14 protein-coding genes are annotated in these 13,527 nt (G+C 70.4%); 6 read left to right on the forward strand and 8 right to left on the reverse strand.

What is annotated here, in order from left to right; genetic code table 11:
* Positions 1-80: 80 nt before the first annotated feature.
* A complete protein-coding gene (tuf, locus tag ACYVO6_RS40220) occupies positions 81-1,250 on the reverse strand; it encodes an elongation factor Tu (protein WP_461070298.1) in 1,170 nt (389 codons plus the stop codon).
* A gap of 308 nt (positions 1,251-1,558) precedes the next feature.
* Positions 1,559-2,287 carry a DNA alkylation repair protein gene (locus ACYVO6_RS40225; protein WP_461070300.1) on the reverse strand — a complete coding sequence of 243 codons (729 nt, stop codon included), beginning with the start codon at positions 2,285-2,287 and terminating at the stop codon, positions 1,559-1,561.
* Positions 2,288-2,336: 49 nt separating this feature from the next.
* Here ACYVO6_RS40225 and ACYVO6_RS40230 point away from each other — a divergent pair, with 49 nt between their 5' ends.
* The gene (locus tag ACYVO6_RS40230) at positions 2,337-3,125 is read left to right on the forward strand and encodes a TVP38/TMEM64 family protein (protein ID WP_461070302.1); all 789 of its coding nucleotides are present in this window, start codon (positions 2,337-2,339) and stop codon (positions 3,123-3,125) included.
* A gap of 23 nt (positions 3,126-3,148) precedes the next feature.
* On the opposite strand, the gene ACYVO6_RS40235 is transcribed toward ACYVO6_RS40230, so the two are convergent.
* Positions 3,149-4,318: a thiolase family protein gene (locus ACYVO6_RS40235; protein WP_461070303.1), complete on the reverse strand. Its 1,170-nt coding sequence runs from the start codon at positions 4,316-4,318 to the stop codon at positions 3,149-3,151.
* Positions 4,319-4,423: 105 nt separating this feature from the next.
* On the opposite strand from ACYVO6_RS40235, the gene ACYVO6_RS40240 reads away from it, so the two are divergent.
* Positions 4,424-4,900 (forward strand): winged helix-turn-helix transcriptional regulator, encoded by a 477-nt coding sequence (locus tag ACYVO6_RS40240; protein ID WP_461070305.1) that lies wholly within the window; start codon positions 4,424-4,426, stop codon positions 4,898-4,900.
* Between the two features lie 18 nt (positions 4,901-4,918).
* On the opposite strand, the gene ACYVO6_RS40245 is transcribed toward ACYVO6_RS40240, so the two are convergent.
* The 3 genes from ACYVO6_RS40245 to ACYVO6_RS40255 are packed head-to-tail and all read right to left on the reverse strand — an operon-like array spanning position 4,919 to position 7,784.
* Positions 4,919-5,638, reverse strand: coding sequence for a cupin domain-containing protein (locus ACYVO6_RS40245; RefSeq protein ID WP_461070307.1), 720 nt, complete (start codon positions 5,636-5,638; stop codon positions 4,919-4,921).
* Positions 5,635-6,570, reverse strand: a complete 936-nt coding sequence (locus ACYVO6_RS40250; protein WP_461070309.1) for a DUF6807 domain-containing protein — start codon at positions 6,568-6,570, stop codon at positions 5,635-5,637. The genes ACYVO6_RS40245 and ACYVO6_RS40250 overlap by 4 nt, the downstream gene beginning before the upstream one ends.
* Positions 6,567-7,784: a Gfo/Idh/MocA family protein gene (locus ACYVO6_RS40255; protein WP_461070311.1), complete on the reverse strand. Its 1,218-nt coding sequence runs from the start codon at positions 7,782-7,784 to the stop codon at positions 6,567-6,569. The genes ACYVO6_RS40250 and ACYVO6_RS40255 overlap by 4 nt, the downstream gene beginning before the upstream one ends.
* 339 nt (positions 7,785-8,123) lie before the next feature.
* On the opposite strand from ACYVO6_RS40255, the gene ACYVO6_RS40260 reads away from it, so the two are divergent.
* Positions 8,124-8,999 (forward strand): undecaprenyl-diphosphate phosphatase, encoded by an 876-nt coding sequence (locus ACYVO6_RS40260; RefSeq protein WP_461070313.1) that lies wholly within the window; start codon positions 8,124-8,126, stop codon positions 8,997-8,999.
* Positions 9,000-9,094: 95 nt separating this feature from the next.
* Positions 9,095-9,280: a hypothetical protein gene (locus tag ACYVO6_RS40265; RefSeq protein WP_461070315.1), complete on the forward strand. Its 186-nt coding sequence runs from the start codon at positions 9,095-9,097 to the stop codon at positions 9,278-9,280.
* Positions 9,281-9,386: 106 nt separating this feature from the next.
* Here the strand turns inward: ACYVO6_RS40265 and ACYVO6_RS40270 are convergent, their stop codons facing one another.
* Positions 9,387-10,127 (reverse strand): SDR family NAD(P)-dependent oxidoreductase, encoded by a 741-nt coding sequence (locus tag ACYVO6_RS40270; protein ID WP_461070317.1) that lies wholly within the window; start codon positions 10,125-10,127, stop codon positions 9,387-9,389.
* Between the two features lie 169 nt (positions 10,128-10,296).
* Between ACYVO6_RS40270 and ACYVO6_RS40275 the strand changes: the two genes are divergently transcribed.
* Both ACYVO6_RS40275 and lnt read left to right on the forward strand, forming a co-directional pair.
* Complete coding sequence (locus tag ACYVO6_RS40275; RefSeq protein ID WP_461070319.1) at positions 10,297-10,782, forward strand: nuclear transport factor 2 family protein; 486 nt, start codon at positions 10,297-10,299, stop codon at positions 10,780-10,782.
* A gap of 97 nt (positions 10,783-10,879) precedes the next feature.
* Positions 10,880-12,466, forward strand: coding sequence for an apolipoprotein N-acyltransferase (gene lnt / locus ACYVO6_RS40280; protein ID WP_461070321.1), 1,587 nt, complete (start codon positions 10,880-10,882; stop codon positions 12,464-12,466).
* Here lnt and ACYVO6_RS40285 read toward each other — a convergent pair.
* Positions 12,390-13,295 (reverse strand): Gfo/Idh/MocA family protein, encoded by a 906-nt coding sequence (locus tag ACYVO6_RS40285; RefSeq protein ID WP_461070323.1) that lies wholly within the window; start codon positions 13,293-13,295, stop codon positions 12,390-12,392. The genes lnt and ACYVO6_RS40285 overlap by 77 nt on opposite strands.
* Positions 13,296-13,527: the final 232 nt, after the last annotated feature.

Raw genomic sequence — 13,527 nt, forward strand, 5'->3', positions numbered from 1 at the left:
TGGGGGGCCTGGGGGCGCAGCCCCCAGTTTCGGGAAGGGGCGGGCTTGGGGAAAGGAAACCCTGCCCCAAGCCCACCCGCTCAGCCGACGGAGGTCACCGTGCCCGCGCCGACCGTCCGGCCGCCTTCGCGGATCGCGAAGCCGAGGCCCGGCTCGAGCGGGACGTCACGGCCCAACGAGACCGTCATGGTGACGGTGTCGCCGGGCCGCGCGACGGCCCGCTCGCCGAGGTCGACGTCGCCGACCACGTCCGCGGTGCGGATGTAGAACTGCGGCCGGTAACCGGTGGACACCGGCGTCGTACGCCCGCCCTCGCGCGTCGACAGGACGTACACCTGTGCCGAGAAACGGCGACTGGGTACGACGCTGCCGGGCGCCGCGACGATATGGCCGCGGCGCACCGCGTCACGCGCGACACCGCGCAACAGCAACGCCACGTTGTCGCCGGCCTGCGCCTCCGTCATGGGCTTGCCGAAGGTCTCCAGGCCGGTGACGACGGTGTCCACCGAAGCACCGAGCACTTCGACACGGTCGCCCACGCGAATCGTTCCCCGCTCCACCGCGCCCGTCACGACCGTGCCGCGGCCGGTGATGGTGAGCACGTTCTCGACAGGCAGCAAGAACGGCGCGTCGAGATAGCGCTCGGGCATCGGGACGTACGTGTCCACGGCGTCGAGCAGCGCGTCGATCGCCGCGGTCCAACGCGGGTCTCCCTCAAGGGCCTTGAGACCGGAGACCCGTACGACCGGTACGGAGTCGCCGCCGTAGCCGTGCGCGGAGAGCAGCTCGCGGACCTCCAGCTCGACGAGGTCGGTGAGCTCCTCGTCGCCCGCGTCGGCCTTGTTGAGGGCCACGACAATGTGGTCGACGCCCACCTGCCGGGCGAGCAGTACATGTTCGGCGGTCTGCGGCATGATCCCGTCGAGTGCGGAGACGACGAGGATCGCGCCGTCGAGTTGCGCGGCCCCGGTGACCATGTTCTTGACGTAGTCGGCGTGGCCCGGCATGTCGACGTGCGCGTAGTGCCGGGTGTCGGTCTCGTACTCGACGTGCGCGATGTTGATGGTGATGCCGCGCGCGGCCTCCTCCGGCGCCCTGTCGATCCGGTCGAACGGAACGAAGGTGCCGGAGCCGCGCTCGGCGAGGACCTTGGTGATGGCGGCGGTCAGGGTGGTCTTGCCGTGGTCGACATGGCCCATCGTGCCGATGTTCAGATGCGGTTTCGTGCGGACGTAAGCCGTTTTGGACATGGCGGTACCTCGAAGCCTCTCAGTGGAACCGAGTGATGGTCCCGGCGGAGCGGGACGGGGACCCCAAGGAACTTGCCGACCCTCCCCCTGCGGGGTCCGCCGGACGATCCGGAGAGGGTCAGCTTCGGGCGCCGTCGACGGCGGCCACTGTGGTCACGACGGCAGCCTTCGGGGCATCCGCGAGTGCGGATGCTGCGAGGAGGAAGGCGTGCCGGAACATGAGGAGATCATTGCTGACGTGTCAGCCCACGTCGAATGATTTTCGGCGGGCCGGGAGGCGGGGGCTCTCCGGTGGTTCTGTTGGTCCGTCAGGGGCCGATGTTCTTGAGCGCCTCACGCACCGAGAGCGGTGAGAGCCGCTCCCGGGTCACGAATGCGCGTACCGCCGCCGGATCCGTCTTGGCGTACTCGCGCAGACACCAGCCGATCGCCTTGCGGATGAAGAAGTCGGGGTGCCCGGACTGGCGGACGCAGTACGCGAAGAGGCGTTCGGTGTCGGTGGCGTCCTTGTAGCGGAGTTGGTGAAGGAGGGCCGTACGGGCAACCCACAGGTCGTCGTCCTCGATCCACGCGTCCATGTCGGCCCGCAGCTTCGGGTCGGCGGCCACCAGGCCTCCCACCACGTGGCAGGCGAGCAGGTCGACGGTGTCCCACCAGGGGACCGTGGAGACGAGGTGGCGTGCCACCGGCAGGAAGCCGGACGAGAGACGCGTCACATGGCGGCGCAGATAGTCGACTGCGAAGTAGTGGTACTCGCGTTCCGGCAGCCGCCAGCAGCGCAGTGCCACCGCCGTGCAGTCCGCCTCGTCGGGGCGGGGCGTGCCTGCCAGCACGGTGCGCGAGAGCGCGCGGCGATCAGGCGTGGTCAGACCGAGGAAGGGCGCGATGTCCTTCATGTACGCGCGCAGTGACGCGGCCCATTCCGGATCGGCCGCCGCCGCGTAGGTGGCGGTGAGCCGCTCCAGCAGTGTGTCCGCGAGAGCGCTGCGGGGCGGCTCCAAACGGCCTTCTGACGTTCCGGTGGCTGTGACGGCCATGAGACGAACCATACGGCGATCACACACATGGGTCAGTTAGTGTCGCCGAATGCTCGATGCCACCACCCGCTCTGGGGGCACCGCCACGGCCGCTCCCCCGGCCGCCGCCACGGAGCTCGGCTACGCCGAGTTCGCCGCCCCTGAGTTCGCCGCCACGCCCACGGGTCTTGCCGCGCGCTGCACGAGAGCACTGCTCTCGCCGTGGTCCCGGCTGTCCCTGCTGGTGACGCTGCTCATGGCCGCCGCCGCGACCGTGCTGCTCTTCCAGCCGCAGAAGCTGCTGGCCGACGGCTGGCCACCGCAGCTGAACGGTGCCGCGGCGGCCGTGGTGTTCGCGGTGGCGTACGGGCTGTGCACGGTCGCCTTCGTGCCTCGGCCGCTCCTCAACCTCGCGGCAGGTGCCCTCTTCGGCTCGCAGCTCGGGCTCGGGGCCGCGCTCTCCGGCACGGTGCTCGGGGCGGGCATCGCGTTCGGGCTCGGCCGGATGCTGGGGCAGGACGCGCTGCGGCCCCTGCTGCGCGGACGCTGGCTGAAGCTGGCCGACGGCCAGCTCAGCCGACACGGCTTCCGCTCGATGATGGCCGCGCGACTGTTTCCCGGGGTGCCGTTCTGGGCCGCGAACTACTGCGCGTCCGTCTCCCGTATGGGCTACCTCCCCTTCCTCCTCGCCACTGCCCTCGGCTCGATCCCGAACACCGCCGCGTACGTCGTCGCCGGCGCCCGCGCCTCGGCCCCGACGTCCCCCGCCTTCCTGATCGCCATGGCCTGCATCGCCCTCCCGGCCCTGGTGGGGGCGGCCATCGCCTGGCGCAAGCGCCACCATTTCCGCGGACGCTGAGAGAGACCTGGCTGAGAGGGGGCCTACAAGCTCTCCAGCACCATCGCGTTCGCCAGGCCGCCCGCCTCGCACATCGTCTGGAGCGCATAGCGGGCCCCGCGGGCCCTCATCGCGTGCACGAGGGTGGTCGTCAGGCGGGTGCCGCTCGCGCCGAGAGGGTGGCCGATGGCGATCGCGCCGCCGTGCACGTTGACCTTGGCGAGATCGGCGCCCGTCTCCTGCTGCCAGGCGAGGACGACGCTGGAGAAGGCCTCGTTGACCTCGAAGAGATCGATGTCGTCGACGGTCAGTGACGCCTTGCGGAGCACCTTCTCCGTGGCGGGAATGACACCCGTGAGCATCAGCAACGGGTCCGACCCGGTGACCGCGAAGCTGTGCAGCCGGGCCAGCGGGCGCAGGCCGAGACGGGCCGCGGTCTCGCTCGACGTGATGAGCACGGCGGACGCGCCGTCGTTGACGGGGCTGGCGTTGCCCGCGGTGACGTTCCACTCGATCTGCGGGAAGCGCTCGCCGAAGTTCGGGTCATAGTAGGCGGGCTTGAGGCCGGCCAGGACCTCCGTGGTGCTGCCGGGCCGGACGCTCTCGTCACGTGTCACCCCCTCCAAGGGCGCCACTTCATCGGCGAACAGGGCGTTCTCCCAGGCCGCGGCCGCCTTCCGGTGCGAGTCCACCGCGAAGGCGTCCATCCGGTCGCGCGAGATCGACCACTTGGCCGCGATCAGCTCGGCACTGATGCCCTGCGGCACCAGGCCCTCCGGGTAGCGTTCGGCGACTCCGGGCCCGAAGGGGTCCTTGCCCGCCGGCACGTTGGACCACATCGGCACGCGGCTCATCGACTCCACCCCACAGGCCACCACCAGGTCGTACGCCCCCGAGATGACGCCCTGCGCCGCGAAGTGCACAGCCTGCTGGGACGAACCGCACTGACGGTCCACGGTCGTCGCGGGCACCGTCTCGGGGAAGCCGGCCGACAGCACGGCGTAACGGGTGGTGTTCATGGCCTGCTCGCCGACCTGGTCGACCGTGCCGCCGATGACGTCGTCGATCAGCGCCGGGTCGACACCGGACCGTTCGACGAGGATACGGAGCGTGTGGGCGAGGAGTTCCACGGGATGGACGTGGGCGAGGGCACCGTTCGGCTTGCCCTTGCCTATCGGGGTGCGTACGGCTTCGACGATGACTGCGTCACGCATGGTCTGACCCCTCGGAGTCTATGAGTTTGCTTTCCAAACTCGTCAAGTGACTCCACAGTAACCCGGTGGGTTGGAAGAACCAACCCACCCCCTAGACTGGATGGCATGAAGGACGCCCGCCCCTGCTCGATCGCCGACACGCTCGCTCTCGTCGGCGAGAAGTACTCCCTGCTCGTCCTGCGTGAGGTGTCCCTGGGCGCCACACGGTTCGACCAGCTGGTGCGCAACATCGGCGCCCCGCGCGACGTACTCACGAACCGCCTGAAGCGGCTGACCGACGTCGGAATGCTGGAAAAGGTCGCCTACAGCGAGCGCCCGCCGCGCTTCGAGTACCGGCCCACGCAGGCCGGCCTGGAGCTGGAACCGGTGCTCCTCACACTCATGGCATGGGGCGACCGCCATCTCAACGACAGCGATCGCCCCATGGTGCTCGAACACGTCGGCGGCCACGGACACGTGGGCGGCCACGAACTGGTTCCGGTCGTCGTCTGCTCGGAGTGCGGCGAGCAGGTCCGGCACGACGACCTGACGGCCCACCCGCAGACCCCGGGGTGGACGGTGACGGGACCCGCGGCGGCGTAGAGCCGGGTTTACGTTCCTTTACGTTCCCCGATACACGTCGAGCCGCCCGCACATCCCGAACTTGCCGTACGCGGACGGCTGTTCGGCGCGTACGGCGGCATCGGCGAGGTGGGACACGTCGCCCTTCTCCAGCCGCTCGAGCTGATCCCCCGTGGCCGCGGCGGCAGCCCGCGCCCCCCGTTCCCAGCGCTCGCGCCACTCGGCGAGCCGGGGCCGAACGAGCGCGCCAGCGGCCTTGTGGAACGCGGCCAGTGCCTCGGGCCCGTCCGCGTCGCGCAGCGCCCGGTAGCCCTCGATGGCCAGGTCACGCCGGGCGCGGGCGATCCGCTCCCGCTCCTCCTCGGGCGCGTCCGCCGGGATGACGGTGGCGGCGGCGTAGGTCTCCGGGTCGGTCAGGTACTTCGGGGGCAGTGTGAGCACCGCGTCGCCCGCCTCGGGGAGGCCGTTGTTCTGCATGAGGACGGTGATGCGCAGGTCGTCCTCGTTGACGAGCCGGTGGATGGTGCCGGGCGTGAACCAGGCGACCGTGCCGGGGGCGAGGGGCGTCACCTCGTATCCGGACGTGGTCAGGGTCTGCACCGCGCCCCGCCCGCCGGTGACGACGTATGCCTCCGAACAGGTCAGGTGCAGATGGGGAGTTCCACCGCAGACCCCGTCGGCGGCGGGCCAGTCGTAGACGGACAGATGCGAGACGGCGACGGCTCCGGGGAGTCCGGCGAAGCCGGTGGCGGCGCTCACCACGGGTGCTCCTCCAGGTACTTGGCGATCTCCTCGCGCTCCCAGGCGCCGTCGGCGACGACGACGCGGTACCGGCGGGTGAGGGTGTCGCCGGGCGCGAGCTCCAGTTCGTCGAAGAAGGCGAAGGACGGGGCGACGGCCGCGAACGGCTCGTTGCGGACGAACCAGTGGGCCGGGTGGACGCCGCCCGCGCCGGTGTGGTCGTTCTCCGGGGCGTGCGCGAAGACGAGAGTCGCGTGCCCGTCGGTGACGTCGTGCTCTCCCGAGTACGCGAGCCAGGGCGCCTGTTGCCCCATCAGCTCGGGTCCTTCACTGTCGGGCCCGATGATGCACCCGTCCCGGAAGGCGCGCGGACCGCGCCAGAAGAGGCCCGTGTAACCGGCCATCTCCCGCCCGGCTGTGGTGGGACTGCCGAACCGCAGGGGCTCGTCCCGCCGGTTGGTGACGGCCGTCGTCCAGGTCAGCGCCCACGACCCGGATGCCAGGTCCACGTCATGCACCTCGATACGGCGCTCTTCGTCCGCCCAGAGCGTGCCGTCGTACGGATGCCAGGTGAGCCGCTCAGCGATGACAAAACGGCCACTGTCCGCACCGACCTCGTCAAACTTGACGTGCGCCATCGACCCGACGCGCTCCGGGAGTTCGAGATACCCCTGCCCGTGCACATACGAGTTGCCGCCCCACAGGTTCGCCCCCGAGAGATGCGAGGCGGTCATCTGAAGGCCCTTGTGCCAACGGTGGTCGTTGGGCCGGTAGTCGGTGACAACGTTGCCCGCCAGGGTCCTGAGCGGATGCAGGTACGGTTTCGGGGCCTCCCAGGCCGCCTCGGGACCGTACACATAGCTGAACAGGTCGACGCCGGTGGTGGGTTCGGTGATCGTGATGCGGTCGCCGTGGGCGTGGACGATGCGCAGTCCGTCCTGTGCGGTCATGCCGGTACCTCCTTCTCGTGCGTCGCCGGTGCCCAGCCGGGGGCGCCGCCGTGCAGGGCGGTGTAGTAGGGGTCGCCGGGGCCGATCTCGCCGGCCCGGACGGTCGTGTCCGTGAACGCCGACTTGTAGAGCGCGGTGATCAGCTCCAGGCTGGTGCGCCCGTCGGCGCCGCTGCTGCGCGGACGCTCGCCCGCGCGCATGCTCGCGACCAGCTCCCGCAGCTGGGCAAGGTGCGAACTCGGCACGTCCGCGCCGAAGTTCTGCCAGGCGGCCACGTCCTCGGCCGGTGCGTCCGGCACCGGGATGACGCGCCAGTTGTCGTTGCTGTGGCCGTAGAGGTGAGTGAGTTCGACCGTCGCCCGCTCGCAGTCGATGCGGATGCGGCTGACCTCATCCGGGCTGAGAACACTGTTGACCACAGTCGCGAGAGCACCGCTCTCGAAGCGTACGAGCGCGGTCGAGACGTCCTCGGTCTGCACGTCGTGCACCAGGCGTCCGGCCATGGCCCGTACCTCGGTCCACGGGCCGAGCAGATCGAGCAGCAGATCCATCTGGTGAATGCCGTGCCCCATGGCGGGCCCGCCACCCTCGGTCTGCCACTTACCGCGCCAGGGCACCGCGTAATAGGCGGCGTTGCGGTACCAGGTGGTCTGGCAGTGCGCCACCAGGGGCCGCCCCATGGCCTCTTCGGCGATCAGACGTCGTACGTGTCTCGCGCCGGAGCCGAAGCGGTGCTGGAAGACGATCGAGGCGTACGGACCGCCGTCGAGCCCCTCCTCGGCCTCCACCGCGTCGAAGTCGGCGAGCGACGGCACCGGCGGCTTCTCGCACCACACCCAGGCACCGGCCCGCAGCGCGGCGACGGTCTGCGCCCGGTGCAGGGTCGGCGGGGTGCACACGGAGACGAGGTCCGGGCGCTGCTCGGCCAGCATCCGGTCGAGATCGGTGTACGCGTGCGGGACGCCGCCCTCCGCGCAGAACCGCTTGACCGCTTCGGCGTCGATGTCGACCGCCGCGACGATCTCCACCTCGCCCTCGGCGGCGAGGGCGGCAAGGGCGGGCAGGTGGCTGCCGGCGATGGCTCCGGTGCCGACGATCGCGGCCTTGATGCGGCGGCCCTCGAGCGTGGCCGCGGGGCGGCTCTGGGGCGAGGTCCGGTGTGCACTCTGGTGCGGGATCGTCTCACTGGGGGTTGCGTCGCGGGGGGTACGCATCTACGTGATCAGCACTCCATCGGACGTGACGTTCGGCTCTGGCGGACGCCCGCCGACCCCGGTTGGCCACCGATTGCAGCAAGCGCTTTCACTCCTCGCGGAAACGTAAGCGCCGAGGTCGGGGCGGGTCAACACCCTGTCCACCGTTGCGGAGGGTGCGCCACCGCGCGCCGAGCGGGGCGTGCGCCGGTGTGCGCTGGGGGAGGCCCGGCCGCCCGCACCGCCACCGCGGGACGCTACGCTGCCCCGGTCGCGCCTGATCACCGCAATCGGCAACACGGCGCGTACGTCCTCTCATTCGCTCCGCACCCGCCCTCAGCACTTGGATCACGTAACTTCATGTCTTGGTTTGAATCCCTCATCCTCGGACTCGTCCAGGGGCTGACCGAGTTCCTGCCCATCTCCTCCAGCGCACATCTGCGGCTGACCGCGGCGTTCGCGAGCTGGGACGACCCGGGGGCGGCCTTCACCGCGATCACCCAGATCGGTACGGAGACCGCGGTGCTGATCTACTTCCGCAAGGACATCGCGCGGATCATCTCGGCGTGGTCCCGCTCGCTGGTCGACAAGGCGATGCGGCAGGACCACGACGCGCGGATGGGCTGGCTGGTGATCATCGGCTCGATTCCGATCGGCGTGCTGGGAGTCACGCTCAAGGACCAGATCGAGGGACCGTTCCGTGATCTGCGGATCACCGCGACCACACTGATCGTGATGGGCATCATCCTCGGCGTCGCGGACCGTCTCGCCGCGCGCGAGGAGGCGGGCGGCAAGCACCGGGTACCGAAGGAGCGCAAGTCGCTCCAGGAGCTGACCGTCAGGGACGGCCTCATCTACGGCGTCTGCCAGGCGATGGCCCTCATCCCCGGCGTCTCCCGCTCCGGCGCCACCATCAGCGGTGGCCTGCTGATGAGCTACAGCCGCGAGGCCGCGGCCCGCTACTCCTTCCTGCTCGCCATCCCGGCAGTGCTCGCCTCCGGCCTCTACGAGCTGAAGGACGCGAGCGAGGGTGGGCATGTGTCCTGGGGGCCGACGATTTTCGCGACGATTGTCGCTTTCTTCGTGGGTTACGTAGTCATCGCATGGTTCATGAAGTTCATCTCGACCAAGTCCTTCATGCCCTTCGTCTACTACCGCATCCTGCTCGGCATCGTGATCATCGTGCTGGTCAGCATCGGTGCCCTGAGCCCGCACGCGGCGGAGTCGGCGGGCTGACGTCTGCCGGGCCGGCCGTCATCGTGACCAACCACATACGTTGTGGGTAGTCGTCCGGTAGCGCGCTGTCAGCCCATGGCCCTACGCTGGTACACATGTCCCCCAATCCCATGACCCCTGGTTCCGTGCGGTCCGCTGCCGCGCTGAATGAGCAGATCCGCGCCTTATGGATACGGTCGGGCGGCTCCTTGTCGCCTCAGGAGCGGGCGGAGTACGAACTGCTGGTGGTGCAGTGGGCGGCGGCGGTACGTCTAGCTCCGCCGGTTGAGCAGGCCGTCTAGCTCGGTGGGTTGCGCGGTTCTGCGGCTGCGGGTTCGTTGTGGCTTGTCGCGCAGTTCCCCGCACCCCTTAAAAGCGGCTGCGCCGCTTAACGGCGCGCGGCCGGACTCAGCGGCCGCCCGCTACCCGTAGTACCGCCCCCGTCGCGTACGACGCGTCCGGGGACAGGAGCCAGGCGATGGCCGCGGCGATCTCCTCGGGGGCGCCGGCGCGGTGGAGCGGGATCGACGGGATCAGCCGGGCCGGGCGGTCCGGCTCGCCCATCGCCGCGTGCATCTCGGTCTCGACGAGGCCGGGGGCCACCGCGTTGACGCGGATGCCGTCCGGACCGAGCTCCTTCGAGAGGCCCATCGTCAGCGCGTCGATCGCCGCCTTGCTCGCCGCGTAGTGGACGAACTCTCCGGGGCTGCCGAGCGTGGCCGCCCCCGACGACACGTTGACGATGGCGCCGGCGCCCCGAGGCACCATGTCCCGCGCGGCTCGGCGTGAACAGAGCAGCGTGCCAAGAAGGTTGACCTCCACGACGCGGCGCAGGTCGGCGGTGTCCGCGTCGACGAGGCGGCCGAGCCGACCGGTCACCCCCGCGTTGTTGACCAGTCCCGTCACCGGGCCCAGCCGCTCCTCCGCCGTATCGAAGAGCCCTTCCACATCACCCTCGTCGGAGACATCGACCCGTACGGCGACGCAGCGCGCTCCCGCCTCGCGTACGGCGGTGGCGGTGCGCTCGGCAGCCTCCTCGTCGCGCGCGTACCCCACCACCAGGTCGTGCCCGTCCGCCGCCAGCCGCAGGCAGGTTGCGGCACCGATTCCCCGGCTGCCGCCCGTGACGACCGTGACAGGACGAGACATCTGGGCTCCTTCATGATCCATGCGTGCAGGCTGCCTACGATCGCAGATCCGCCCGTACGTCAGCCCATGGGGTCCACGCGTACCGGTTCGACCGTACGGACGGCACACGGCCGGTGAATATCGAGGCACACCCCTTGGCGTTGCCCGTCCCGTGGCCAACACTGAGCCGATGACTCAGCGTGTGGAACTGGCGACGGTGATGGACCGGCTGGCGGTCGACGGACTGATCACCGATTATGCGGTGGCGGTCGACGACGGGGACTGGGAGGCGTACCGGGGCCTGTTCACCTCGGACGGGCGCGCGGACTACCGGTCGGCGGGCGGTATCGAGGGGGATGCGAAGGAGGTCGCCGAGTGGCTGACGCAGACCATGGAGCTGTTCCCGATGCGCCAGCACCTGATCGTCAACCGCCGGGTGCGGTTCGGGCCGCTGGAGCATGACACCGGTGACACGGCGCAGGTGCGGGCGGACTATGTGAACCCCATGCGGTTCGCCGGACACGACGGCGGAGACACGGCGCCGGACTTCGTGTGCGGCGGCCGTTACGACTTCGCGCTGGTGCGTACGGACAGTGGCTGGCGGCTGCGCACAGTGGTCGTCGACGAGAAGTGGCGCCGAGCCCCGCAGACCCGTCAGGAGCCCGCCGCGACCTGATCGGATACGCCCTTACGGAGATCGTCTCCGTCGCGCACACTGGAGGGTAGACAACAGAGGTACGCACCGGGCGTCGGGGGGCCGAGGGAGGCGCTGCATGCAACTGTCCGCCATTGACCGGCGCCGGCTCCTGGAGTCCCCCCGGTGGCGCGGCGCCGCGGCCGCACTCGCCGGGGCCCTGCCGATGCTGAGCTTCCCGGCGCCGTCGGTGTGGTGGTTCGCGTATGTCGCGCTGGTGCCGTGGATGCTGCTCGCGCGCTCGGCGCCGACGGGGCGGCGGGCGGCGTACGACGGCTGGCTGGGCGGGCTCGGATTCATGCTGGCCGTGCACCACTGGCTGCTGCCGAGTCTGCACGTCTTCACGTTCGTCATAGCCGCCCTGCTCGGCGCGCTGTGGGCCCCGTGGGGCTGGCTGGTCCGCCGCTTCCTGGCCGGTGCGCCCTCGCCCGGCAAGGTGGTGGCGGCGCTTTTTGTGCTGCCCTCGGGCTGGTTGATGGCCGAACTCGTGCGCTCCTGGGAGGGCTTGGGCGGGCCATGGGGCATGCTCGGCTCAAGCCAGTGGGAGGTGGAGCCGGCGCTGCGGCTCGCCTCGGTCGGCGGGGTGTGGCTGCTCAGCTTCCTGATCGTCGCCGTGAACGTCGCGGTGGCCGTCCTCATAGCGATACGCAGCGCACGCGTCCCGGCCGTCGCCGGACTGGTGGCGACGGCCGTCGCCACGTCGGCGGCCTGGGTGTGGTCGCCACGCCCCGACATCGACGGCCAGGTGCGGATCGCCCTGGTGCAGCCCGGACCGATCAACGGCGTCGGCGGCGCCGAGAAGCGGTTCGCGCGTGAAGAGGCGCTCACCCGGCAGCTGGCCGGACAGGACGTGGACCTCGTCGTCTGGGGCGAGAGCAGCGTCGGCTTCGACCTCGCGGACCGGCCCGACCTCGCGAACCGGATCGCCGCGCTCTCCCGCGAGGTGGGCACCGACATCATCGTGAACGTGGACGCCCGCCGCTCCGACCGGCCCGGCATCTACAAGAGCTCGGTGGTCGTCGGCCCCGAGGGCCCGACCGGCGACCGCTACGACAAGATGCGGCTGGTCCCCTTCGGTGAGTACGTCCCGTTCCGTTCCGTTCTCGGCTGGGCCACCTCCGTCGGCAAGGCGGCGGGCGAGGACCGCAGGCGCGGCACGGAGCAGGTGGTGATGAGCGTCGGCGACGGGCTGCGGGTGGGCCCGATGGTGTGCTTCGAGTCGGCGTTCCCCGACATGAGCCGCCATCTCGCGCGGGACGGCGCCGACGTGCTGCTGGCACAGTCGTCGACCTCGACGTTCCAGCAGAGCTGGGCACCGGAGCAGCACGCGTCGCTGGCGGCACTGCGGGCCGCCGAAACGGGTCGGCCCATGGTGCACGCGACCCTTACCGGCGCCTCCGCCGTCTACGGCCCGGGCGGTGAGCGGGTCGGCGACTGGCTCGGCACGAGCGCGAGCGCCTGGGAGGTGTACGACGTACCGCTGGCCGGCGGTGTCACGCCGTACGCACGCTTCGGCGAGTGGCCGGTGTACGCGGCGCTGCTGATCCTCGCGGCCCTGGGCGCCACGGAGGGCATACGGTCGCTGCGGATCAGGCGGGCGGCTCCTGAACCGCACGTACCACCCGCTCACACAGCTCATGGGTCGCCAGCGCATCCCGGGCACTGAGCATCTTCCCCGCCCGTACGGCGTCCAGGAAGGCGAGCGCGGCCTGCTCGATGCCGCGCTGCCGGGCCACCGGCACCCAGTCGCCACGGCGTCGCACGGTCGGCTGGCCCTTGTGGTCGATGACTTCGGCGAGGTTGACGACCTGCCGCTTGGTGTCCTGGCCCGACACCTCGAGGATCTCCTCGTTCGAGCCGCTCAGCCGGTTCATCACACCGAGCGCCGTGAACCCCTCCCCCGCGAGCACCAGCACCACGTGGTGCAGCAGCCCGCCCTCGGCCCGGGCCCGCACGGTCACGTCGTCGACCGGGCCCGGCGCCAGGAACCGCAGCGTGTCCGCGACATGGATGAAGTCGTCGAGGATCATCGTGCGGGGATGTTCCGGCAGGCCGACGCGGTTCTTCTGCATCAGGATCAGCTCGCGCGGGTGGTCGGCGCACTGGGCGTATCCGGGTGCGTAGCGCCGGTTGAAGCCGACGGCCAGGCTGGTGTTCCGCTCCTCCGCGAGCCGCACCAGGCGCTCGCTGTCGGCGAGTTCGTACGCGATCGGCTTGTCGACATAGGTCGCGACGCCCGCCTGAAGCAGTCGCTCCACGATCTCGGGATGCGCGAGGGTGGGCGCGTGCACGAACGCCGCGTCGAGGTCCTGGGCGAGCAGGTCCGCAAGGTCGGTGTGGCGGCGCCCGGCCGGGATGTGGAGGCTGTCGGCGACCCTGGTGAGGGTGGCGGGCGTCCGCGTGTGCAGATGCAGTTCGATGCCCGGCTGTGTGGCGAGCACCGGCAGATACGCCTTCACCGCGATGTCACCGAGTCCGATGCAGCCGACCTTCACAGGGGTCTCCTCAGGGTCCTCAGGGGCGCCTATGCGGGTGTCTCACGGGTGTGTGCCTGAGCCGAAAGCATACGGCGGCTGTGGTGGCCGCCAGTCGGCAAGGGGCAACTCGACCGCGGTGGATGGCCGGCTCGTACCACGCGGAGGTGCCGAGCGTCGACGAGGTGCGAGAGGGGCTGCGGAGCTGATCGACGGGATGATGGGTGGCTGATCCGGGCGGGGCCGGCGAAAT

The organism is Streptomyces pseudoechinosporeus (assembly GCF_054783935.1).

Coding starts and splice junctions, on each gene's coding strand:
- ACYVO6_RS40260 (WP_461070313.1), top strand. CDS start 8,124: ATGTCTTGGTTTGAATCCCTCATCCTCGGACTCGTCCAGGGGCTGACC.
- ACYVO6_RS40275 (WP_461070319.1), top strand. CDS start 10,297: ATGACTCAGCGTGTGGAACTGGCGACGGTGATGGACCGGCTGGCGGTC.
- ACYVO6_RS40255 (WP_461070311.1), bottom strand. CDS start 7,784: ATGCGTACCCCCCGCGACGCAACCCCCAGTGAGACGATCCCGCACCAG.
- ACYVO6_RS40265 (WP_461070315.1), top strand. CDS start 9,095: ATGTCCCCCAATCCCATGACCCCTGGTTCCGTGCGGTCCGCTGCCGCG.
- ACYVO6_RS40250 (WP_461070309.1), bottom strand. CDS start 6,570: ATGACCGCACAGGACGGACTGCGCATCGTCCACGCCCACGGCGACCGC.
- lnt (WP_461070321.1), top strand. CDS start 10,880: ATGCAACTGTCCGCCATTGACCGGCGCCGGCTCCTGGAGTCCCCCCGG.
- ACYVO6_RS40230 (WP_461070302.1), top strand. CDS start 2,337: ATGCTCGATGCCACCACCCGCTCTGGGGGCACCGCCACGGCCGCTCCC.
- ACYVO6_RS40235 (WP_461070303.1), bottom strand. CDS start 4,318: ATGCGTGACGCAGTCATCGTCGAAGCCGTACGCACCCCGATAGGCAAG.
- ACYVO6_RS40225 (WP_461070300.1), bottom strand. CDS start 2,287: ATGGCCGTCACAGCCACCGGAACGTCAGAAGGCCGTTTGGAGCCGCCC.
- ACYVO6_RS40270 (WP_461070317.1), bottom strand. CDS start 10,127: ATGTCTCGTCCTGTCACGGTCGTCACGGGCGGCAGCCGGGGAATCGGT.
- tuf (WP_461070298.1), bottom strand. CDS start 1,250: ATGTCCAAAACGGCTTACGTCCGCACGAAACCGCATCTGAACATCGGC.
- ACYVO6_RS40240 (WP_461070305.1), top strand. CDS start 4,424: ATGAAGGACGCCCGCCCCTGCTCGATCGCCGACACGCTCGCTCTCGTC.